Annotated in this window: 19 protein-coding genes; 12 read left to right on the top strand and 7 right to left on the bottom strand. The window is 72.3% G+C overall.

The window, feature by feature from the left end; translation table 11 throughout:
* The first annotated feature begins 81 nt into the window (after positions 1 to 81).
* From ABZ490_RS01230 to ABZ490_RS01255, 6 genes are all read left to right on the top strand, one after another.
* Positions 82 to 1095, top strand: coding sequence for a phenylacetaldoxime dehydratase family protein (locus ABZ490_RS01230; protein WP_358982615.1), 1014 nt, complete (start codon positions 82 to 84; stop codon positions 1093 to 1095).
* 15 nt (positions 1096 to 1110) lie between these two features.
* Positions 1111 to 2679, top strand: a complete 1569-nt coding sequence (locus ABZ490_RS01235) for an amidase (RefSeq protein WP_358982617.1) — start codon at positions 1111 to 1113, stop codon at positions 2677 to 2679.
* A 13-nt stretch (positions 2680 to 2692) separates the two neighbouring features.
* Complete coding sequence (gene nthB, locus ABZ490_RS01240) at positions 2693 to 3385, top strand: nitrile hydratase subunit beta (RefSeq protein WP_358982619.1); 693 nt, start codon at positions 2693 to 2695, stop codon at positions 3383 to 3385.
* 2 nt (positions 3386 to 3387) lie between these two features.
* Positions 3388 to 3999 carry a nitrile hydratase subunit alpha gene (gene nthA / locus ABZ490_RS01245; protein ID WP_358982622.1) on the top strand — a complete coding sequence of 204 codons (612 nt, stop codon included), beginning with the start codon at positions 3388 to 3390 and terminating at the stop codon, positions 3997 to 3999.
* Positions 3996 to 4388 (top strand): nitrile hydratase accessory protein, encoded by a 393-nt coding sequence (locus tag ABZ490_RS01250; RefSeq protein WP_358982624.1) that lies wholly within the window; start codon positions 3996 to 3998, stop codon positions 4386 to 4388. The genes nthA and ABZ490_RS01250 overlap by 4 nt, the downstream gene beginning before the upstream one ends.
* Before the next feature lie 66 nt (positions 4389 to 4454).
* Complete coding sequence (locus ABZ490_RS01255) at positions 4455 to 5351, top strand: alpha/beta hydrolase (protein WP_358982626.1); 897 nt, start codon at positions 4455 to 4457, stop codon at positions 5349 to 5351.
* Positions 5352 to 5363: 12 nt separating this feature from the next.
* On the opposite strand, the gene ABZ490_RS01260 is transcribed toward ABZ490_RS01255, so the two are convergent.
* Positions 5364 to 6134: a methyltransferase domain-containing protein gene (locus tag ABZ490_RS01260; protein ID WP_358982628.1), complete on the bottom strand. Its 771-nt coding sequence runs from the start codon at positions 6132 to 6134 to the stop codon at positions 5364 to 5366.
* 233 nt (positions 6135 to 6367) lie between these two features.
* Here ABZ490_RS01260 and ABZ490_RS01265 point away from each other — a divergent pair, with 233 nt between their 5' ends.
* The 5 genes from ABZ490_RS01265 to ABZ490_RS01285 all read left to right on the top strand — a co-directional run bounded on the left by ABZ490_RS01265 (position 6368) and on the right by ABZ490_RS01285 (position 12044).
* Positions 6368 to 6943: an IS607 family transposase gene (locus ABZ490_RS01265; protein ID WP_358982630.1), complete on the top strand. Its 576-nt coding sequence runs from the start codon at positions 6368 to 6370 to the stop codon at positions 6941 to 6943.
* The gene (locus ABZ490_RS01270) at positions 6936 to 8564 is read left to right on the top strand and encodes an IS200/IS605 family accessory protein TnpB-related protein (protein ID WP_358982632.1); all 1629 of its coding nucleotides are present in this window, start codon (positions 6936 to 6938) and stop codon (positions 8562 to 8564) included. The genes ABZ490_RS01265 and ABZ490_RS01270 overlap by 8 nt, the downstream gene beginning before the upstream one ends.
* A gap of 6 nt (positions 8565 to 8570) precedes the next feature.
* A complete protein-coding gene (locus ABZ490_RS01275) occupies positions 8571 to 8864 on the top strand; it encodes a zinc-binding dehydrogenase (RefSeq protein WP_358982634.1) in 294 nt (97 codons plus the stop codon).
* Between the two features lie 124 nt (positions 8865 to 8988).
* Positions 8989 to 9780 carry a hypothetical protein gene (locus ABZ490_RS01280; protein WP_358982636.1) on the top strand — a complete coding sequence of 264 codons (792 nt, stop codon included), beginning with the start codon at positions 8989 to 8991 and terminating at the stop codon, positions 9778 to 9780.
* A 116-nt stretch (positions 9781 to 9896) separates the two neighbouring features.
* Positions 9897 to 12044 (top strand): glycoside hydrolase family 36 protein, encoded by a 2148-nt coding sequence (locus ABZ490_RS01285; RefSeq protein WP_358982638.1) that lies wholly within the window; start codon positions 9897 to 9899, stop codon positions 12042 to 12044.
* 77 nt (positions 12045 to 12121) lie between these two features.
* Here ABZ490_RS01285 and ABZ490_RS01290 read toward each other — a convergent pair whose 3' ends face one another.
* From ABZ490_RS01290 to ABZ490_RS01300, 3 genes are all read right to left on the bottom strand, one after another.
* Positions 12122 to 13306 carry a VCBS repeat-containing protein gene (locus tag ABZ490_RS01290; protein ID WP_358982640.1) on the bottom strand — a complete coding sequence of 395 codons (1185 nt, stop codon included), beginning with the start codon at positions 13304 to 13306 and terminating at the stop codon, positions 12122 to 12124.
* 134 nt (positions 13307 to 13440) lie between these two features.
* Positions 13441 to 15387: a hypothetical protein gene (locus ABZ490_RS01295; RefSeq protein ID WP_358982643.1), complete on the bottom strand. Its 1947-nt coding sequence runs from the start codon at positions 15385 to 15387 to the stop codon at positions 13441 to 13443.
* Positions 15388 to 15554: 167 nt separating this feature from the next.
* Complete coding sequence (locus tag ABZ490_RS01300; RefSeq protein WP_358982645.1) at positions 15555 to 16913, bottom strand: macro domain-containing protein; 1359 nt, start codon at positions 16911 to 16913, stop codon at positions 15555 to 15557.
* Positions 16914 to 16987: 74 nt separating this feature from the next.
* Here ABZ490_RS01300 and ABZ490_RS01305 point away from each other — a divergent pair, with 74 nt between their 5' ends.
* A complete protein-coding gene (locus ABZ490_RS01305; protein WP_358982647.1) occupies positions 16988 to 17902 on the top strand; it encodes a macro domain-containing protein in 915 nt (304 codons plus the stop codon).
* A gap of 62 nt (positions 17903 to 17964) precedes the next feature.
* Here ABZ490_RS01305 and ABZ490_RS01310 read toward each other — a convergent pair whose 3' ends face one another.
* Genes ABZ490_RS01310 through ABZ490_RS01320 form a run of 3 tightly spaced genes read right to left on the bottom strand, consistent with a single transcriptional unit; the run spans position 17965 to position 20971 of the window.
* Entirely contained in the window at positions 17965 to 18729 is a 765-nt protein-coding gene (locus ABZ490_RS01310) for a TIR domain-containing protein (RefSeq protein ID WP_358982649.1), read from the bottom strand.
* Positions 18726 to 20267 (bottom strand): hypothetical protein, encoded by a 1542-nt coding sequence (locus ABZ490_RS01315; protein WP_358982651.1) that lies wholly within the window; start codon positions 20265 to 20267, stop codon positions 18726 to 18728. The genes ABZ490_RS01310 and ABZ490_RS01315 overlap by 4 nt, the downstream gene beginning before the upstream one ends.
* Positions 20264 to 20971: a hypothetical protein gene (locus ABZ490_RS01320; RefSeq protein ID WP_358982653.1), complete on the bottom strand. Its 708-nt coding sequence runs from the start codon at positions 20969 to 20971 to the stop codon at positions 20264 to 20266. Before ABZ490_RS01320 ends, ABZ490_RS01315 begins: the two co-directional genes overlap by 4 nt.
* Between the last annotated feature and the right edge of the window lie 214 nt (positions 20972 to 21185).

The raw sequence follows: 21185 nt of genomic DNA on the forward strand, positions 1-21185 counted from the left end.
GCGACAAACACCGGACTCCGGGCCGCCGTACGGTCAATCACCGCGACCCGATCTGGAGGACCGATGCCACGTCATATTCGAGTGACCGATTCGGAACCGCGCTTCGACATGTGGTCGACGACTTATCCGGAAGGGGTCACCGAGATTCTCTTCGCGCAGTTCGGTGTGCAGGCCCCGAGCCTGGACGAGGCGGACAAGGCGATCGAGGAGATGCTTCCGCTGTTCGGCATGGAGGCGCAGCCGACGGTGCTCGACCGGGGGCGGTACACCGACGCGTACGGCTATGCGAACGCCACGCTCATGGCGTACTGGTTCGCGCCGGAGGAGTACACACGGTGGGCCGGGCAGGAGGCCGTCGCTGCCTACTGGGCGTCACGGCCGGTCGGCGGCCCCCTGGGCTTCTACCGGGAGGCCGTGACCATCCCCCGCGACCACATCGAGACGCTGTACACACCGCACGATCCCAAGGAGTACGACACCCCCGGCATCGCCCAGCACGTGCAGGTCGGGCCGACCAAGGTGCACGACTACTGGGGATCGGCGAGGGACCGGATCACCGCCTCGCGGACCGACGAGCTCGAAGGCGCGCTGTACGCGTACACCCCGACCACCGAGGAGACGCTCGGCAAGCGGGTCTCCGTCACCGTGCCGGGCAACGTCTGTCTGATCCGCACCGCCCAGGACTGGCGCAGGAGCACGGTCTTCAAGGACGACTACTTCGCCAACGTCGATCCGGTGAAGGACATCGGCGTCGACTACCTGGCCGTTCATCCCAGTACGGGCTGTCTGCAGACCCGCAAGATCCGCGAGCAGGCGCTCGGCGGCGAGATCATCGACCGCGCGTGCACCGTCGGCTGGTTCCTCTCCCTGGAACACCTCATGACGTGGTCGCGCGGCCACCGCAGCCATCTGGAGATCTACGGCGCCTTCTTCCAGATGATGCAGGGCAAGGACGGGCAGCCGATGGACATGTCGCTCTGGCACGAGGTCTCGGTGATCCCCGAGGGCGGCGGGTCCTCGGAGTACGTCAACTGCCACAACCGGACCGGCTTCCTGACCCTCCTCGACCACGTCCCCGCGCAGCTCGCCGGATAGCGGAGGAACCGCCCCATGACGTCTCTTCCCCCACCGGACGCCGAGCGCCTGGCCGCCCTCGGCCGGCACTTCCGGTTCGGACTGACCCCCGCCGAACTCGCCGAGTACGCGCCCGCGGTGGAGGCCACCCTGGCCTCCCCCGCCGCGGTCGAGGCACTCTACGCACGCGCCGCCCGGAGCGCCCCGGCACCCCGACGGGAGTGGGCGGCGCCCCGGCCCGGGCACAACCGCCTCGGCGCCTGGTACGTGACCACCTCGCTCACCGGGTCGGCGGACGGCCCGCTCGCCGGGCGTACCGTGGCCGTCAAGGACAACATCGCCGTGGCGGGCGTACCGATGATGAACGGATCCCGCACGGTCGAGGGCTTCGTGCCCCGCCAGGACGCCACCGTGGTCCGCCGGCTGCTCGACGCCGGAGCCACGATCACCGGCAAGGCCGTCTGCGAGGACCTGTGCTTCTCCGGGGCCAGTTTCACCTCGCACCCGGGCCCGGTGCGCAACCCGTGGGACGAGACCCGCACCGCCGGCGGCTCCTCCAGCGGCTGCGGTGCCCTCGTGGCCGCGGGCGAGGCCGATCTGGCCGTCGGCGGCGACCAGGGCGGTTCGATCCGCATCCCGGGCGCCTTCTGCGGGATCGTCGGGCACAAACCGACGCACGGACTGGTGCCCTACACCGGCGCGTTCCCCATCGAGCGGACCATCGACCACCTCGGGCCGATGGCGCGCACGGTGGCCGACGCCGCGGCCCTGCTCGCCGTCCTGGCCGGCCCGGACGGCGCCGATCCCCGGCAGCCGGGCGCGGTCGCCCCGGTCGACTACCCGGCGGCGCTCGCCGAACCCGCGGCGGGCCTGCGGGTCGGTGTGGTCGCCGAGGGATTCGGTACGGCCGTGTCGGACCCGGCGGTCGACGCCTCCGTCCGCGCCGCGGTAGACGTTCTGCGCGGCGCCGGGCTCGACGCGGCGGAGGTGTCGGTCCCCTGGCACACCGACGCCCTGCACGTGTGGAACGTGATCGCGACCGAGGGCGCCGCGTACCAGATGCTCGACGGCAACGCGTACGGCATGAACACCGACGGCTTCTACGACCCCGAGCTGATCGCCCACTTCGCCCGGCGGCGGCTGGAGCACGGGCACGAGCTGTCCAGGACGGTGAAGCTGGTCGGGCTGTCCGGGCGCCACACCTTCGAGGAGGGCGGCGGGAAGTACTACGCCATGGCCCGTCGGCTCGTCCCCGAGGTGCGCGCGGCCTACGACGCCGCGCTCGCCCGGTACGACGTGCTGGTCATGCCCACCCTCCCGTACACGGCGACCGCCCTTCCCCCGGCCGACGTGACGCTGGCCGACTATCTGACCACCGCGCTGTCGATGGTCGGCAACACCGCCCCGTTCGACGTGACCGGCCACCCGGCGTGCACCGTGCCGGCCGGACCGGTCGGCGGACTGCCGACCGGACTGATGATCGTCGGCCGGCGCTTCGACGACGCCACCGTCCTGCGGGTGGCGCACACCTACGAACAGGCCGTCGGAGGCTTCCCCGCGCCACCGGCCGCCGCGAGCAGCCGTACGAACGGAGCAGAGGTATGAACGGAGCAGCCGTATGAACGGAGTATTCGACCTCGGCGGTACGGACGGGCTGGGCCCCGTGCTGACCGAGGAGAACGAGCCGGTCTTCCGCGCCGAGTGGGAGAAGGGGGCGTTCTCCCTGTTCGCCAGCTGCTTCCGGGCCGGGCTGTTCAACGTCGACATGTTCCGGCACGGGATCGAGCAGATGGACCCGGCGGAGTACCTGCTGTCCAACTACTACGAGCACTGGGTGCACACCGCCGAGCACTTCGCGGCGAAGGCCGGGATGATCGACCCCGCCGAACTGGCCGCGCGGACCGCGTTCTTCCTCGCGCACCCGGACGCGGCACTGCCGCAGCGTGAGGACCCCGAGCTGCTGGCCTTCGTCGACGCGGCCGTCACCGGCGGGGCGCCCGCCGCACGCCCGTCGGACAAGGCGGCCCGGTTCGCCGTCGGCGACGTCGTCACCATCGCCGCCGACAGCCCGGTCGGACACACCCGCCGGGCCCGCTACGTCCGCGGCCGCACCGGTGTGGTCACCGGGGCGCACGGCACCTTCATCTACCCCGACAGCGCCGGCAACGGCGGCGACGACGCGCCCGAGCACCTCTACACCGTCCGCTTCACCGCGCACGAGCTCTGGGGAGCGAAGGCCGGCGACCCCAACGCCACCGTCTGTTACGACGCCTGGGAGCCCTACATGAGCCTCGCCGAAGGGAAGAAGTGACCATGGCACCGACCGACACCCGGCTGCGGACGCAGGCCGAGATCACCGCGCGGGTCAGGGCGCTGGAAGCGCTGCTGATCGAGAAGGGCGTCCTGACCACGGCCGCGGTGGACCGGCTGGCCGAGATCTACGAGAACGAGGTGGGACCCCAGCTCGGCGCCAAGGTCGTGGCACGGGCCTGGACCGACCCCGCGTTCAAGGCCCGGCTGCTCGACGACGCCTCCGCCGCCTGCGCGGAGATGGGCATCGGCGGCCTCCAGGGCGAGGACATGGTCGTGGTCGAGAACACGGACGCCGTCCACAACGTGATCGTCTGCACGCTCTGCTCCTGCTACCCGTGGCCGGTGCTCGGTCTGCCGCCCAACTGGTACAAGGCGCCGCCGTTCCGGGCCCGTATCGTCCGGGAGCCGCGCAAGGTGCTGGCCCAGGACTTCCGGTTCCCGATCCCGGACTCGGTGGAGATCCGGGTCTGGGACTCCAGCTCCGAACTGCGGTACTGGGTGCTGCCGCGGCGGCCCGAGGGCACCGAGGGGCTGAGCGCCGAGCGGCTCCGGGCGCTGGTCACCCGGAACTCGATGATCGGCGTCGGTCCCGTCGCCGCCCCGGCGTCATGAACGCCGCCGGATCCGACGACGCGCGCCGGCGCGTGGAGGACCTCGTCTGCGGTCTGCCGGGCGCCGACCGCCCCTTCGAGGCACCGTGGGAGCTGCGGGCCTTCGCCCTGGCGGTGGCCGCCCATGACAGCGGCCACTACGCCTGGAGCGAGTTCCAGCTCTCCCTCATCGCGTCCATCCGCCGCTGGGAGAAGGAACCGGACGGCGAACCGTGGAGCTACTACACCCACTGGCTCGCGGCCCTGGAGTCCCTCCTCGCCGGCCAGGGCACCCTCTCCGAGGCAAGCCTGGCGGAACGGACCCGCACCGTCCTGGCCACCCCCCGCGACACCGACCACCACCAGGCCCGCCGCGATCCGGTGGCCGTCTCCCCGCCCCGGTCCGCTTGACATCCCCACCCAAGGTGCATTATCAGGAATCCTGATACTTGAACTTTGGAGAGTTGAGGCGGGGTCATGTCATTGAGCTCAGGAATCCAGGCCAGAGGCGTCCAGCTGCTGCTCGGCCGGGTGATGTCCCGCGTGCACGCGGACCTGCGGTCCACCGGTGTTCCGACGCCGGCCGAAACCCTCCGGGTGGAGACCGGCGCCGGCCCGGTGACCTGCACCGTCTACCGCCCCGCGGCCCCGGCCGCCGCCTCACCCGCCCCCGTCTACGTCAACTTCCACGGCGGCGGTTTCGTGGTCGGCCGCCCGGAACAGGACGACCACATCTGCCGGTCCATAGCCGCCACGGCCGGCTGTGTGGTGATCAACGTGGACTACGCCGTCGCCCCGCAGCGGCCGTACCCCGCACCCGTCACGCAGGCCTACGACGTCACCGCGTGGGTCGCCGCGCACGGCGCCGCGGGCGGCTGGGACGGTACGCGGCTCGCCGTCGGCGGGCACAGCGCCGGGGCCAACCTGACCGCCGCGGTCTGCCGCCTCGCCCGGGACCGCGGCACCTTCACCCCCCGCCTCCAGATCCTCGACTCGGCCCCGCTGGACCAGGTCGCCGACCCGGCCACCAAGCGCTCCCTCATCGCCAGGCCGCTGCTCAGCCCGGGGCTGATGCGGATCTTCACCGCCGCCTACGTTCCCGACCCGGCCGACCGCGCCCATCCGCTGGTCTCTCCGGGGCTGGCCGACGACCTCGCCGGACTCCCGCCCGCCCTGGTCATCACCGCGGAGAACGACCGCCTGCGCGACGAGGGCGACGCCTACGCCAAGGCCCTGGAGGCCGCCGGCGTCCCCGTCACCCACCGTGTCTTCGAGGGCGTCGACCACTACTTCACCCACACCGGCCCGGTACCGGCGGCGCGGGAGGCCATCGCCCTGATGGGGACGGCCCTGCGGACCGCGTTCGAGGGCTGAACGGGGGGCGGTTCAGTCCCGTCGTCCCGAGAGGCGGACGCCGCCGACCCCGCCGCCCGTGAACAGGGAGGCGACCGTGTCGTAGAAGCGCAGCAGCCGGGTGGCGAGCGGTTCGCCGTGCAGGCGTACGTGCTGGGGGAGTTCCCGCCGGAAGCGCTCGGCCCGGTCGACGACGAAGGGCAGCCAGAGGCCGGTGGCGTCCGTCCAGACGACGTCGGTCAGGTCCGCTTCGGCCCGCTCCCCGTCGGTCAGGGGGCGGCGGGCGTAGAAGTCCTCGCGGTAGAAGGTGCCGCCGGGGCGCAGCAGGCCGTGGAGGACGCCGAAGAGGTCGGCGCGGCGCGGGATGTGCAGGATCGTCAGGAGCGAGACCGGATGGTCGTACCGCTGCGACCAGGGCGCCCCGCGCAGGGCCAGGGCGTCGGCCCGTACGGCGGTGACGCGCTCCGACAGCCCGCAGAGCGCGGTGAGCTCCGTGCTCAGCTCATGGAGTTCCGGCTGTAGTTCGACGGCGGTGACCCGGCATCCGTACCGCTCGGCGAGATAGCGGGCCGGACCGCCGAGCCCGGCGCCGATGTCCACGACGTCCGCGCCGGGGACGGCACCCAGCCGGGCGACGGCGTGGTCGAGGGCCCGGTGGCCGAGGTGGTGGAGCTGGTCGTACGGTTCGAGATCGGCGGGCGTGAGAGGGCCGGGGCGGGCCGGCCGGGCGGCCGGCGCGTTGCGGACGTGCTGGAGGTCGTACAGGGCCATCGCGTCGAGGCGGGCGCCGGGTTGTTCCGTCACGCGGGCTCCGCACCTTCCTCTCCGCCCTGTGCACGGCCCGCGCGGCCGCCGCCCCGGGGAAGCGCTGGGCCCACCGGGCGGGGAGCCCGCGGAAGGGACGCGGTAACTTCGGTGGCGGGCAGGGGCGGGTCCGGGTGCCGGGACCTGCCCGTACGAGAGGGTTCTCCACCTGCTGGTCCTCAAAGTCGGTTAAGTGAGCGTGACCATGTATGAGTGAGTGTCGTTGTCGGAGTGTGAATCTGACGGAATGGGCGAAGACGCAGGGCGTGCATCCGCAGACCGCGTACCGCTGGTTCCGTGAGGGAACGTTGCCGGTACCGGCTCAGCGGGTGGGGCCACGCACGATCCTGGTGAACATCGACGCAAACACCGCCCCCGAGGCCATCGGCGGTCTGGGCCTGTATGCCCGTGTGTCCTCGCACGATCAGAAGGCCGATCTGGAACGCCAGGTCGCTCGCCTGTCGGCGTGGGCGGCGCAGGCCCGTCACCGAGTCGTTCGTGTTGAGGCGGAGATCGCTTCCGGGATGAACGGCTGCCGGTCCAAGGCCCGGCGTCTGCTGGCCGACCCGAACGTGACCACCGTGGTGGTGGAGCACAAGGACCGGCTCGGCCGGATGAACGTCGAGCTTGTCGAGGCTGCCTTGTCCGCGACGAGCCGTCGCCTGCTGGTCCTGGATGACGGCGAGGTCGAAGACGACCTGGTGCGGGACATGGTGGAGGTGCTGACCTCGTTCTGCGCCCGCCTGTACGGGCGCGGGTCGGCGAAGAACCGCGCCCGCAAGGCACTGGAAGCCGCCGAACATGGCTGACCTCCGCCCGATTGCCGCACCGTTCGTTGCTCTCGGTCCGTCCGGTGTCGCGATCCGTGCCCGGCTGAAGGACCTTGCCCCCGAGGATGAGAAGGTTCTGCGCTTGGTGGGTGCGCACCTGGGCTCGCTCGCCTCGAAGGACCTCAAAGCGCGTTGCGCGGACGGCCTGGAGCACTCCACCGAGTCATGGGCGGCCCGTAAGCGGCACCTGACAGCCCAGTCGTCGTCCAGGTGGGCCGGGTCGATCACGAGGGCCACGCATGACCAGTGGGCGCTCGCCCGGCGGGGCCAGGCCGCACACGTGCAGTCTCTCGAAGCCGGTATCACGACGATCCGGCACCGGCTGTCGCTGCCGGTCGGTCACAAAGGCACCAAGCGGGCTCCGGGCGGCTACCGCTCCGCGCACGAGTGGTTTCACAAGACGCGACGGCTGCATGTGCTGGAGGACCGGCTCGAGAGGGTTCGGGCCGACCGGGAAGCGGGCTGGGTACATGTCGTGCGTGGCGGCAAACGTCTGCTGGGCGCCCGTCACAACCTCGACACGGCGCAGCTCACCGGGGCCGGGTGGCGTGAGCGGTGGGAAGCCGGGCGCTGGTTCCTCCAAGCGGACGGCGAGTCGGGGAAAGGGTTCGGCAACGAGACGGTCCGTATCACGCCCGAGGGCGAAGTGTCGATCAAGCTCCCGGCCCCGCTCGCCGACCTGGCGAACGCCAGGCATGGCCGGTACGTGCTCGCTGCGAAGGTGCGGTTCCGGCACCGGGGGCAGGAGTGGGCCGACCGCGTGGAAGCCGACCGGGCCGTGGCCTACCGCATCCACTACGACACAGGACGCGGACGCTGGTACACGGACGCCGCCTGGCAGATCCCACCCGCCAGGACCCTCCCGCTCGAAGCCGCCCTCACCCATGGCGTGATCGGCGTGGACACCAACGCCGATCACCTCGCCGCATGGCGCCTGGACACGCACGGCAACCCGGTCGGCCGGCCGCGCCGGTTCTTCTACGACCTGTCCGCAGGCGCCCAGCACCGCGACGCCCAGGTACGGCACGCCCTCACACGGCTGCTGAACTGGGCCAAGACCTGCGGCGTCAAGGCCATCGCGGTCGAAGACCTCGACTTCCAGGCCGAGAAAACCAGAGAGAAGCACGGGCACAAGCGCCGATTCCGGCAGCTCATCTCCGGCATGCCGACTGGCAGGCTCCGCGCCCGGCTGACCTCTATGGCCGACGCCACAGGTGTCACGATCATCGCCGTGGACCCGGCCTACACCAGCAAATGGGGCGCCCAGCACTGGCAAAAACCGATGGCCGGCCCCACCCGTAAGACCACCCGGCACGACGCGGCGAGCATCGCGGTCGGGCGACGCGCCCAGGGACACCCGATCCGGCGACGGACGACACCGCCCCGTGCACACCAGAGCGATGTGCACGGGCATCGGACCGTCCAGGCCGACCGGCGTGTCCCTGGGCGTGAGGAACCCCGCCCCCGCATCCCCGGACCACGGACACGATCCGTGCCGCCGGACGCGGCGAGTAAGCGGGCGACCAGGACATCCAAAACCGTTCGGGGTGTCCGTAGTGACCAGGTATGGGTCCAAGACTCACTCCTGCTCACTGATTAGGAACGGTTGGTGGAGATCGGCACGCAGCAGCGCGCGCCCCTGAGCAGGAAGCGGGTGCTGGACACCGCCGTGGCGCTGGCCGACGAGGGCGGGGCCGACGCGCTCAGCATGCGCAGGATCGCGCAGGCGCTCGATGTCGTGCCCATGGCGCTGTACAAGCACGGCGCGCTCATCCCGGTGGTCGACCGGACGTACGCCCTGGCCGACACCGCCGAGGGGCTGCGCCATGTGGAGCGGGGGCACGCCCGGGGCAAGGCCGTGATCGACGTGGCGGCGGCCTCGGAGTCATCGGCGGCATGAGAAGAGGTCGAGGGTCCGCGCGGGGCAACCGGGACCGCCCCTCGTGGGTCTAGGCAGCGTGACACATCATCAGGCCCGCCGCGCGGAGGAGCCGGCGGGCCCGAGCGTCCCGAAGGGGGAGTCCATGCGTATCCGCTCGGCCGTCGCCGTCGTATCCCTTGCCACCGCCGTGTCCGCGTCGGTGGTGCCGGCCGCCGCCCAGGCAGCGGCCCGGGTGCCGATCGGGGGGAGCACGTTCTCGAACGTCGCCGTCAACGGCGGCAAGGACATCGTGCTCGGCACGACCAACCGCAAGACCGTCACCCTCACCTGGACGGTGACCGACCCGGAGGGTGTCGCCGCGACCTGGGCCTTTTTGTGGCACGGCCCCAACACCGACGACGCCGACGGCCACCTGCCGCAATACCCCCCGGCGGGCACCTGCACCGTCTCGCCCACCGACCCCACCGTCTCCGCCTGCGCAATGTCCTTCGAGGTGGACCCCAGGCGGGATCTGCACCGCAACAGCCTGGCCGGCACCTGGAACATGCTCATCGAGGCACAGGACGCGACCGACGACTGGACGGACGACGACGTCGCGGCCACGGCGAAGATCAAGCGGAACGCCAAGGTGACCGTCAACGCCTCGCCCGAGCCGGTGAAGAAGGGCCGGACCATCACGGTCACCGGCAAGCTGACCCGCGCCAACTGGGAGACCCACACCTACGCCGGGTACCGGGGCCAGTCGGTGAAGCTCCAGTTCCGCAAGAAGGGCAGCAGCACCTACACCACCGTGAAGACGGTCACCACCGGCAGCGGCGGCGCCCTGAGGACCACCGTCAAGGCCACGAAGGACGGCTACTACCGGTACGTCTTCGCGGGCACGGGCACCACCGGCCCGTCCACCGCCGCGGGGGACTTCGTCGACGTCAGGTGAGGCCGCCCCGGCACGGGCGGGGGTGACCGGTCACATCCGTGGGTAGATACGCCCGGACCAGGGAGACCCGGGCCCACGGAAACCCGCACACCCGCACACCGGAAGGGGAGGCCTCGTTGGCCGTCGCAGCCGAGCAGACCGTCCTGTGGTCCCACGACGTCCTCGGGCTGCACGCCGTGGCGGACTCCGCCGGGGCGGTCCGGCTGGGGGTGGCGGGCCAGGACTGGGACCGGCTGTCGCCCCTCGTCGAGGTGACCGTCACCGGGCACGGCCGCACCTGGTCGGGGGAGCGGTTCGTCGACACCACCGTCGGCGGCCGCCTCGCCCACCGGGGCCGGGAGACGGTGGCGGACGGCGACCGGGTGACCACGACGATCCGGCTGAAGGACCCGGTGACCGGTCTCGCCGCCGAGATCGCCCTGATGACCGGCCCCGGCGCCGGTCATCTGCGCTCCCAGGTGCGCCTGGTCAACGAGGGGGAGACCCCGCTCCGGCTGGAGAGCGTGTCGAGCCTGGCACTCGGCGGCCTCCTGGACACCGGCGGCCCCCCGGACACAGGCGGCTCCCCGACCGCCGGTCCGACCCTGCACTGGGCGGACAACGACTGGCTCGCCGAATGCCGTTGGCGCCGGGCCCCCTTCCGCGAGCAGGTCGTCCCCCTGAACCGGTCCGCCCACGGCCATGAGGGACGCGGCTGCTTCGAGCGCTCCTCGCAGGGCAGTTGGTCCACGGGCCGGCATCTGCCGCTCGCCGCGCTCACCGATCCGGCCGGACGCGCCTGGCTCTGGCAGATCGAGTCCAGTGCGGGCTGGCGTTACGAGACCGGCGAACGCGAAGGCGCCGCCTACGTCGCGCTGTTCGGCCCCGACGACGCCCATCACCAGTGGCACGAGACCCTCGCGCCCGGGCAGGAGTTCACCACCGTCCCGGCCGTCCTCGTCGGATCCCGGACCGGAGGCCTGGACGCGGCGTTCGGCGAACTCACCTCCTACCGCCGCCGGACGCGCCGCCCCCACCCGGACCACACGGCACTCCCGGTGATCTACAACGACTACATGAACACCCTCATGGGCGACCCCACCACCGACAAGCTCCTGCCGCTCGTCGCGGCGGCGGCCTCGGCGGGCGCCGAGGTGTTCGTCGTCGACGCCGGCTGGTACGACGACGACGCCCAGGGCTGGTGGGACGCCGTCGGTGCCTGGGAGCCCTCCGGCCGCCGCTTCCCCGGCGGCATCCGGGAGGTGCTGGACGCCGTCGTGCGGCACGGCATGACCCCCGGCCTCTGGCTGGAGCCCGAAGTGGTCGGCGTCCGCAGCCCCCTCGCCCGCACCCTGCCGCCCGAGGCGTTCTTCCGCCGGGGCGGGGTCCGCGTCACCGAGCACGGCCGGCACCACCTGGATCTGCGCCACCCCGCCGCCCGCGCCCACCTGGACCGGGTCGTCGACCGGATCGTGGGCGACTGGGGGGTGGGCTATCTGAAGCTCGACTACAACGTCAACATCGGCGCCGGCACCGAGAACGGCACCGAGAGCGCGGGCGCCGGACTGCTCGGCCACCACCGCGCCCACCTCGACTGGCTCGGCTCCCTGCTCGACCGGTATCCCGGGCTCGTCCTGGAGAACTGCGCCTCGGGCGGACTCCGGATGGACCACGCCCAACTCGCCGTCACCCAGGTGCAGTCCACCAGCGACCAGCAGGACCCCGCCCGCTACCCGCCCATCGCCGCCGCGGCCGCCACCGCCGTCACCCCCGAGCAGGCCGCCGTCTGGGCCTACCCCCAGCCGCACTTCACGCCCGACGAGATCGCCTTCACCCTCACCGGCGCCCTCCAGGGCCGTATCCATCTGTCCGGCTTCCTCGACCGGATGAGCCCCGAACAGTCCGCGCTCGTGCGCTCCGCCGTCTCCGCCTACAAGACCCTCCGCCCGGAGATCCCCGCCGCGCTTCCCTTCTGGCCGCTCGGGCTGCCCGCCTGGGAGGACACCTGGCTCGCCGCCGGCCTGCGCGGCCCGGCCGGCGCCGCCACCTGGCTCACCGTATGGCGCCGCGCACCGGCCCCCGGGGCCCCGCGGACACCCGACGACAGCACCCGCACCCTCCCGATCCCCCACCTGCGCGGCACCGGCATCCGCCCCGCGGTGCACCACCCGGCCACCTCCGACGCCACCACCACGTGGGACCCGACCACCTCCCACCTCACGGTCACCCTGCCCCGCCCCGGCACCGCGGTACTGCTGCGTCTCGCCGGGGACGAGGACCACTGACGCGGGACGGCAGAAGGCCGGCGGCGGGGTCGTCACCCCGTCGCCGGCCCCGGTGGCCCCGCTGCCGGGGGCCGGTCTCAGCCGCAGGACCCGGTGAACACGTCCACCTCGTCGCTGCTGCTGCTCGCGACCACGAGGTCCTGGGTGCCGTCGGTGGTCAGGTCGGCGGCCGCCGCCTCGTAGGCCCCGGCGGACGTCAGTTCGGTCAGTTCGGTGAGGTCGCCGCCCGAGGTGCCCTGGAAGACGGTGACGGAGTTGCCCTTGACCGAGGAGACGAGGACGTCCGTCACGTCGTCGCCGTCGAGGTCGGCGGCGCCCACGGCGACCGGCAGGGCGGACGTCGTGTAGTCGACCGGGTCCGCGAAGGTGCCGTCCCCTTGGCCCGCGTAGATCTCCAGGGTGTTGGAGCCGTTGCTGATGGTGGCCAGGTCGGTCTCGCCGTCCCCGTCGAAGTCGCCCTGGGCGATCGAGTAGAGCCGGGCGACACTGGCGTACTCGGTGACGTCCCCGAAGGAACCGTCGCCGTTGCCGAGGGCCACGCTGACGCCGCCCGCGGTGGCGACGCTGGCGGTGGCGATGTCGAGCGCGCCGTCGCCGTCGAAGTCGGTGAGGACCAGCCCGTGCGGCCGGGTCAGGGTGACGGCCTCCAGGTCGACCGTGAACGCCCCGGTGCCGTCGCCGAACAGCAGGCTCACGCCGCCGCCGCTCTCCTCGGCCACGGCCAGATCCAGATGGCCGTCGCCGTCGATGTCGCCGGGCACGAGCGAACGGGCGCCCGCGCCGACGGTGTACTGGACGGAGCTGCCGAAGGTGCCGTCCCCGGTGCCGAGCAGGACGCTGACGGTGCCGCCGTCGAAGTCGGCGGTGGCGATGTCCGGGGTGCCGTCGGCGTCGAAGTCGGCGATCACGGACTGGTACGGCTTGTCGCCCACCGCGTACTCGGTGGCCGTGCCGAAGGTGCCGTCGCCGTTGCCCAGCAGCACGGACAGCGAGTCGCCGTCGTTGTTGGCCGCGACGACATCGGCGTTGCCGTCGCCGTCGAGGTCACCGGTGACCACGTGCCGGGGGTTGTCCCCGACCGTGGCGGACGCCTTCGACTCGGTGAAGACGAGGTCGGACGAGCACACGGTGGCCGTCGCGGTGGTCGTGGTGGCCGTTCCGGTCGCCGAGGCCATCGCCGCGACGCTCGCGCCCAGCGCTAACGCGCCGGCGGTGCCGAGGGCCAGGATGCGACGGCTCCGGTGCTTCTTGTGGTTGCTCATGGGAAAAGGGGGTGCCCTTCATGTGGAGGGGGAGAGGCCGGGAAGAACAGCCTTGTCATGGGCACGGGAACTTACGGTGTGCGGCTGTGAACCACGTGTAACGGGACCGTGGTTTCGTATAGCGCGGGCCCGGCTCACGCCACGCTCAGCGTGATCGCCCCGCTGTAGGTCTGGCCCGGCTCGGGCGCGGTCGGCGTCCCGTCCACCGTCATCGTCACCGTGCTCCCGTCCGGGGCCGTCACCGAGGAGTCCGCGTCGAGGGTCAGGACGCTGACGTACGACGTGCCGGTCACCGTCCAGACCGAGCCTCCGGTCAGGGTGACCTGGACGCCGTTGTTGACGACCGGCCCCACGGTGTTGGTGACATGGCCCAGTTCGGCGTACTCGGCCGAGCCGATCGAGTCGACCGCATGCCGGGAGACGGACGCGGACAGGACACCCGCGACGGTCGAGCCGTCGAAGACCAGCGCCAGGTTCTGGCCGCTGCGGCGCGCGTTGTAGAAGTCGCCCCGCAGGTCCGTCGCGGCGAAGGAGGCCGTCGTGTCCGCGGAGTGCACCGCGGTGACGTCGAAGGAGGCGTCGCGCACCGGATCGCCGACGGGCTCGGTGTACACGCCGTTGAGGGAGCCGGGGTTGTCGGTCTCCATGACTTGCAGCAGCACACCGTTCCCGGCGCTGACGGTCGCCCCCGCGGAGCCGTCGACGGTGATCGTGGCGCGCACGGCCTTGACCAGGAACGTGGTGTCCGCGGTGCTCAGCGCGGTCGCCCCGCTGATGTCCAGCGTCCCCGCCCCGTGCCACAGCACCCCGAAGCCCCGGGAGTCGATCCGGCTGCCGCGCACCGGGAGCGCGGCCAGCTCGGCGTCCGAAAGCCCCAGTGCGAGTTCGGAGTTGAGGGCCGCGACCGCCTCCGCCGTGCTGTCGCCGTAGGTCACCGTCCCGTTGGAGGCGCCGATGATCGTCGCATAGGTGCCCGCGTCGATCTCGCAGCCCAGCAGACGCTCGTCGATGGCGCCGTCGGCGAAGGTGGCGTACCCCTCGTCGCCCAGGTTGGCGATCCGGCAATTGATGGCGGTGGCACGGGAGTTGGAGGTGGAGTCGGTGGAGAAGGCGCCCCAGGTCCCGGACTCGACGGTCGAGGAGAGATAGGTGGCGGTGGTGTTCGTGCCGAGCAGGTTGACGGTGCGGACATTGCCGGAGATGCCCAGCCGCCACGGCACGACCAGCATGTTGGCGCCGCCCGCCGGGACGTAGTCGGCGGGGAGGACCCCGTTCAGGCAGCGGATCAGGGAGTTCTTGACCAGCAGGGCGCAGCCGTCCGCCGCGACCACGCCGGTGCGCACGACCCCCACGTTCTCGATGGTCACCCCGTCCAGCACCAGGCGGGTGCCCTGGCCCGTCCCCACCACGGCCGCGCCGTCGCCGACGAAGTCGCAGCGGCCGTTGCCGGTGAAGGCGAACCCGGAGTCCCGCACGGTGTACGTGCCGCCCTCGGCCACGTAGACCCCGTCGAAGGCCTCCCCGGTCGAGACGATCCGCACGCCGTCCGCGGCGGAGTCCGTCACCTGCCCGCCGGTCACGGCCGGCAGCGCCGACCTGGCCGCGACGGCGCCGGCCGCCCCGACGTACAGGGCCTGCCGGAGCGAGAAGGTCACGTCGGCGAAGGCGGCCGTGGTCAGCTCGGCCACGGTCAGCACGAGGTCGCCCTCGTACGTGCCCGGGGCGAGGGTGGTGCTGGTCGCGAGCGTGGGGGTGATCGCCGAGCCGGTCTCCACGCCGTCGACGGTCAGCGTCAGCGTGTACCCGTCCGGTACGGCGAGCGTCCCGCCCTCGGCGATCGTGAGGGCGCTCAGCCGGGTCGTGGCGTCCAGGACGTACGTCTCGCCCGCGCCGACCGTCAGCGTGCCGGACTCGGCCGCGGCGTGCGCGGGCGCCGGCAGGGCGGGCAGGGCGAGCGCCGCGGCGCCGGCGGCGAGCAGGGCCCGGACCCGGGCCCGCATCGGCACACCGGACGGGCCGGCCGTCGCGGCATCGGTTCCTTGGACGGGCTGCATGTGCTGCATGGGCTTCGTGGGCTTCATGAGCACCTCTCTAGTGTCGACACTAGAGGCCGGTCAAGGGGGTGCGCTTTGATTCTTAGGCTCATATGTCGACAGGAGAGGGTGTGAAGCAGGCCGGAAGCAAGCCGGAAGCGCCCGATGGCTGTCGGGGGAAGCGGGCGCCGATCTTTGCTGGGGGAGTGATCAGGTCACTCCACGCGCAGGTCCCGAAGAAAAGCCTCCACCGCCGACAGATCCGTCCGCTCCAGTTCGTCGGCCCGCAGGACCACCCGCAGCTCGGGGGAGACGGCGGGGTCCTCGCGCAGACTCTCCGTGAAGGTCTCGACGATCAGCAACAGCAGCTGGGTGCGGTCGAGTTCGACGACCCGGGCCAGTCCCGCGCCGATCAGCGGGACGGCCACCGGCTTGAACAGGCCGTGCACCGCCACCGCCGGCCACAGGCGCTCCAGGCTCAGCCGCAGGTCCGCCGGCGCGGAGCGGGCGCGCAGATCGTTGCCCAGCCGGGAGTAGGCGAGGGCGAAGACCCGTCGGGCGCCGACGGGGACGGCCACCGCCGTACCGACCGGATAGCGGGTGCGGCGGCCCCGCCGCTTCGCCCGGACGCTCTCCGTGGCCAGCGGGGCGACCTCCTTGAGCCCCCGCCGCAGACCGTCGTCCAGCAGCCGGTGCCGGCCCTCGAAGAGCCGCTCCACCAGCTGGCCCTGCACGCTCTCCCGGCTGATCACGACATCGTCGGCGGAGGTGTCGAAGGTGTCGGAGAAACCCACGACCAGATTGGCGTCCTCCTGGTCGAACAGGTCGCCGCGCACCACGACCACGTCCACCCGCAGTCCGCGCAGGGTGTGGCACAGCAGTTCGCCGCCGTGCCGCTCCCGCAGCCGGGCGTGCAGCCGGGTGAGGGCGGCGGCGGCCTCGGGGTCGTCCGGCCGTTCCCGGGCGGCCTGCTCGGCGACCGGCAGGGCGAGGTCGTGGCGTCCCAACGCGCTGTGTCCGGCGATCAGTTCGCGCCGGGCGGTCTCGCGGAGCCGGGTCAGCCGCCGTACCGCGGCGACGGCGAACGCCTCGTCGTGCGCCTCGGCCAGCGGACGGCCCCGCCACAGCCGCAGCGCCTCCGTGAGCAGCCGGACGGCGGAGGCGGGCGCCGCCCGCAGCGCGCCATCGATCAGCCGGGTGAACTCGGCGCTGTCCAACTCCTCGGTGGCCAGAACCAGTTGGTAACTGCTCTCGATCCCGCGCGCGGTCGGCAGCTGTGCGGTGCGGACGACCTGGGCGCCGAGACCGGGTCCGGCGAGGTCGAGGGCGCGGCGCAGCTCCAGGATCCGTTTCTGCACCTCGTTGCGGCCCCGCAGATCCTGGCGGGGCAGTTCGGCGGTCGGCTGCCAGACGTCCCGGTAGAGCTGCCGGGCCGGTACGGCCTCGCCGTCGGCGGCGACCAGCCGCACCAGCAGACGGGCGGTCAGCGGGGTGAGATGCGCCTCGGCGCCGTTCACGTCCAGCCGGACGGGGCCCAGGACGCTCACCCGCACGCTCGGTGTCCGGGTTTCCACGCGCTTCGCCCCCTTCACCGCGTGATGGCCCGTCAGGAGAGAACTCAGCGTACCAAGGCGTTCTGGAGGGATGCATGCGATCGACCGGCCCATCAGCGCCGCACCGGCCCGCACGGGCGCGGCTGACGGGATCACGGCGCGGCAGGCGGGTGTTCGCCGGGAGCGTGCTGGTGGCGTTCGGCGCGGTGTCGGCCGTCGTGCAGTTCGTCGGCCAGCTCTTTCCGGACCTCGTCGGGCATCCCGGCTGGGTGACGACCGGCTCCGTGGCGCTCTGCCTGGCCTGGGGGCTGGTCCGGGCCCGTCCGCAGGCCGCCGTACGGCAGGAGTTCGGGCGTCCCGGGATGACGGTGGTGGTGGAGGAGGGCGATCTCTTCGACCAGCCCGGCCATCTGGTCGTCGGCTTCACCGACACCTTCGACACCCTCGTGGACGACGGCTTCGTCATCAACGACACCAGTGTGCAGGGGCAGTTGCTGGCCCGCCGCTACGACGGGGACGCCGGACGGCTGGACGCGGAGCTGGCCGCGGCGCTGCACGGGGTGGCGCCGGTGCTGCGGGAACGGGCCCGGGACAAGCCGCGGGGCAAGCGCGACCGGTACCCGATCGGCACCGTCGCCGTCCTCGGCGCCCGGCCGCGGCTGGTCTTCGCCGTCGCCTACAGCAGGATGGGCGCCGACTGCGTCGCCTCCTCCAGCGTCCAGGACCTGTGGCTCGGCCTGGACCGGCTGTGGGACGCCGTCCGCCGGCACGGCCAGCTCGAACGCGTCACCATGCCGCTGACCGGGGCGGGCCTCGCCCGGCTGCACGACCTCGACGAGGACAGCCTGCTCCGGCTGATCCTGCTGTCGTTCGTCGTCCACGCCTGGGAGCGGCCGCTCAGCCGGGAGCTGCACGTGGTCGTCCGCCCCGGTGAACTGGGGCGGATCGACCTGCCGGAGACCGCGGCGTTCCTGGCGGGTCTGGCGGCGGGAGCCCGGCGCCATGTCTGACGCCGGGCGGCGGTACGGGCCCCTCCCCCGGCCGTGGACGACCACCGGGCCCGTACCGCGGTTCACGGGGTGGGCGGCACTCCCCGCCCGGTGCGGCCGTAGGCCGACAGACGGCTGTACGGCCAGGTCTGCCGCCAGTCGGAGCCCGTGTCGTTGACCCGGCAGCCGGCGCCCTTCAGCCGCTCCACGATCTTGCCGAGGGCGGCCGCCGAGCCGTCGAAGCGGATGACGTTGCGGCCCCCGATGTCGGAGACCGGGCGCAGCTCGCCGATCTCCACGATCAGCGTCCGCTCCGGGTAGGCCATCAGCACCATGCCCAGTTCGATCAGCACGTTCGGCCGGGGCTGGCCCGTCGGCTGCGTCTCGTACGGCGGCTCGACCGCGCCCCGGAGCGCCGGGTGCAGCTGCACCACGTCGTCCGGGGTGAGCAGCACCAGCGCGGCCTGGGCCCGGGCGGGGGCACCGGCGACGACCTCGCCGAGGAACGGCGCGCTCTGCCCGGTGGCCCGGACCAGGTCCTCCCATTCCAGCGGGCGCAGATCGAGCAGGCGCAGCAGATCGAACATCTTCATCCGCACCTCCTCGTCCCGCCCGTGCACGACGAAGACGTTGCGGCTGACGTCCGCGGAGGGACCGTCGTCACCCGCTTCCGGCCGCACCGGGGCGGGGGCGGGGGCCACGGGGGCCGGCGGGGCGTCGTAGAAGTTCTGCGTCCCGGAGTTCGTGCTGTTGTTGTTCCCGGTCACGAAGTTGTTGCCGTGCCCGAAGTCGTTGCCGTGCCCGTAGTCGCCGCGGTGACCGCCGCCGCCCGTCGAGGTGTCGCTCATGCGGTGCCGCCCCCCTGCGCCGCGGCGGGGGCGCGGTGGAAGTTCTGGGTGCCGGAGTTGGCGGTGTTGTTGTCGCCGGTCATGAAGTTGTTGTTGCTCCCGTAGTCGTTGAGGATGTTCGTCTGGCGTGCCTCGTGCTCCGCCAGGTCGACGTTGTGCTCGTGCAGGAAGCCACGGACGACATGCAGGAGCTGGCGCTCCACGATCTGCGTGTACTTGATCGTGTCCGTCTCCTGGAAGAAGTGCAGGAAGTCCTCGCTGGTGGCCATCTCCCGGATACTGGTGAGCGCCCCGAGGTTGAGCACGGTGTCCGCGTAGCGGCCGAGGCGGAACTCGCTGGTGTCCAGGGGCAGCCGCACCCGGATCCGGATCCTGTCGCGGCGCCAGGACAGCAGCCGGGGCAGCCAGGACGCCACCCGGGTGATGACGGGCCGCACCAGGGCCTCGGGCGCGCCGAGCAGGGTGTCCCACCCGACGCGGGCCAGCAGCCGGGCGCCCAGGGTGTCGGGCAGCCGGTCCACCAGATGGAAGTCGGCCTGGATCGGGGCCAGCACGTACGAGTAGAACTCGGTGTGCAGGGTGTTGCCCTTGAGGTCGAAGCCCACGAACGCCGTGGTGACCAGCTCCTGCTGCCAGGAGCCCACCCGCACGCACAGATAGGCGCGGGCGGAGTCGTAGACCTCCTCCCAGCGCCCCTCGCCGTCCACCGGGGCGGGCTCGGCCAGGCCGCGCCGGGTCGTGACGGCCGTCGTGAACGTGGACCGCTCGACGGCGAGACCGTCGATCCGCTCCGACTGCCGTGCGCGGTCGCGCAGTTCGGCGTTCATCCGGTCCGCGACACAGGCGGTGATCTCCTCGACGGTGAAGGGGACGACCTCCTTGCGCTTCGGCTCCTGGGCGGCCGGTGCCCCGGCGACCGGCGGCGCGCCCGGCGGCAGGTGACCGTGCTCGACCACCGGGAGCGGCGCGCCGGTGAGCAGTTCGGCGGTCGACCACCGCCGTACCGGCTCGCCCGCGCCGACGAACGGCTTGTACCCGCCGTAGCGGACCAGCGTGCCGTCCGAGGCCTGCTCCCGGTCGATCTTGGACACCAGGTCGGGGGTCAGCTGTGGATGGCGCGGGTACGCGCCGGTGAACCCGCCGCTGCCCCGCCCCAGCCGGCCCACCAGGGTCTGGAGGGTGACGACCCGCCGCAGATAGGCGGTGACCCAGCACAGCCACAGCACGGCCAGGAACCCGGAGATCACGTTGAGGACGCCGGCCATGGTCAGCAGGACGGTGCCCACGAGGCCCGCGCCGAGGACGGCCAGCCGGATCCGCTGCAACCGGCGCGCGGCCAGCGCGTGCGCGAGGACGGGCACCGCGTCGTAGCCGTACGACGGGGCCACCACCCGGAACCGGTGGGTCAGCAACTCCCGTATGACGGAGGCCCGGTAGAGCGGATCGAGATAGGTGCCCGCGCACAGCAGCCGGGTCGCGTTGCTCGTGGCGTCGCCCGCCGCGCGCGGGACGGTCGAGAGGGTGGTGTCCGTGGTCATGGCGTCGCTGCTCCGCTCTCGGATCCGACCGGGTCCATCGAACCGCTCGTGATGACCCCGTCCACCACGGTGTAGGTGCCGCGGTACGACTTCTGCGTGCCGTCGGTCCCCTCGGCGAGGAGGCCGACCGTGACGGTGTCGCCGTCGACGGACTCGACGGTGACCTCGGCCCGCGCGGTGTCCTGGTAGCCCAGCACGAAGCCCTGGTAGCCGCCTGCGTCCCCGAGGTTCTTGCCGCCGAGCTCCCAGGCGGTCTCGTAGTCCCGCGCGTTGACGGCGTCGTAGTAGGCGAGGACGGTCGCGTCGGGACCGCCGGAGGGGCTGACGCTCCCGGAGGGGCTCGGGGAGGTCCCCCACAGCCCCGAGTCGTCGTCCGTGCCGGTGTACTCCTCGGTGGGGTACGCCTCGCTGGGGTACGGATCGGTCGGGTCCTGCTCGGTGGGGTACTGCTCGCCGGAGTACGCCGCGCTCGGCGAGGCCCACCAGGCACCCCCGGTCCCGTCGGAGGCCCCGGACGACCCCGAGGAGCCCGTGTCCGCGGACGCCAGCGAGGGCAGGACGCTGATCAGCAGGATCAGCAGCAGCGGTATCCCGGCGACGATCAGGGCGTACGTCCGCTCCTGGCCGGCGGTGGGTAACAGGGTCGGCGCCTCGTAGACGCTGCCCGGTCTCGTACGGTCGTCGGGATGGTTCGGCTGGCTCATGGGCCCCTCGCAACTCCCGGCGGGCTGCCGGGTCTTCGCTGTTCTCGCGGCACGACCAGAGTCACTCTGCCCGACATCCGTGGGGCGCGATCCGGTTTCGCGCTGACGAGATGTGACCAGACGCCCCGCTTCCCCGGCCAGCCTTTCCACCTGCCGATCCGCTTCCGATCCGCTTCCGGAGGAACCCCGCGGGGACCGGCGGGTTCACCTGTTC

This window comes from Streptomyces sp. NPDC005811 (genome assembly GCF_040630405.1).
In the GTDB taxonomy this organism is placed as follows: domain Bacteria; phylum Actinomycetota; class Actinomycetes; order Streptomycetales; family Streptomycetaceae; genus Streptomyces.

Excerpts from the sequence above, each read along its gene's own strand:
- ABZ490_RS01235 (WP_358982617.1), top strand. The coding sequence starts at position 1,111 with ATGACGTCTCTTCCCCCACCGGACGCCGAGCGCCTGGCCGCCCTCGGC.
- nthB (WP_358982619.1), top strand. The coding sequence starts at position 2,693 with ATGAACGGAGTATTCGACCTCGGCGGTACGGACGGGCTGGGCCCCGTG.
- nthA (WP_358982622.1), top strand. The coding sequence starts at position 3,388 with ATGGCACCGACCGACACCCGGCTGCGGACGCAGGCCGAGATCACCGCG.
- ABZ490_RS01250 (WP_358982624.1), top strand. The coding sequence starts at position 3,996 with ATGAACGCCGCCGGATCCGACGACGCGCGCCGGCGCGTGGAGGACCTC.
- ABZ490_RS01255 (WP_358982626.1), top strand. The coding sequence starts at position 4,455 with ATGTCATTGAGCTCAGGAATCCAGGCCAGAGGCGTCCAGCTGCTGCTC.
- ABZ490_RS01270 (WP_358982632.1), top strand. The coding sequence starts at position 6,936 with ATGGCTGACCTCCGCCCGATTGCCGCACCGTTCGTTGCTCTCGGTCCG.
- ABZ490_RS01280 (WP_358982636.1), top strand. The coding sequence starts at position 8,989 with ATGCGTATCCGCTCGGCCGTCGCCGTCGTATCCCTTGCCACCGCCGTG.
- ABZ490_RS01290 (WP_358982640.1), bottom strand. The coding sequence starts at position 13,306 with ATGAGCAACCACAAGAAGCACCGGAGCCGTCGCATCCTGGCCCTCGGC.
- ABZ490_RS01295 (WP_358982643.1), bottom strand. The coding sequence starts at position 15,387 with ATGAAGCCCACGAAGCCCATGCAGCACATGCAGCCCGTCCAAGGAACC.
- ABZ490_RS01305 (WP_358982647.1), top strand. The coding sequence starts at position 16,988 with ATGCGATCGACCGGCCCATCAGCGCCGCACCGGCCCGCACGGGCGCGG.
- ABZ490_RS01310 (WP_358982649.1), bottom strand. The coding sequence starts at position 18,729 with ATGAGCGACACCTCGACGGGCGGCGGCGGTCACCGCGGCGACTACGGG.
- ABZ490_RS01315 (WP_358982651.1), bottom strand. The coding sequence starts at position 20,267 with ATGACCACGGACACCACCCTCTCGACCGTCCCGCGCGCGGCGGGCGAC.
- ABZ490_RS01320 (WP_358982653.1), bottom strand. The coding sequence starts at position 20,971 with ATGAGCCAGCCGAACCATCCCGACGACCGTACGAGACCGGGCAGCGTC.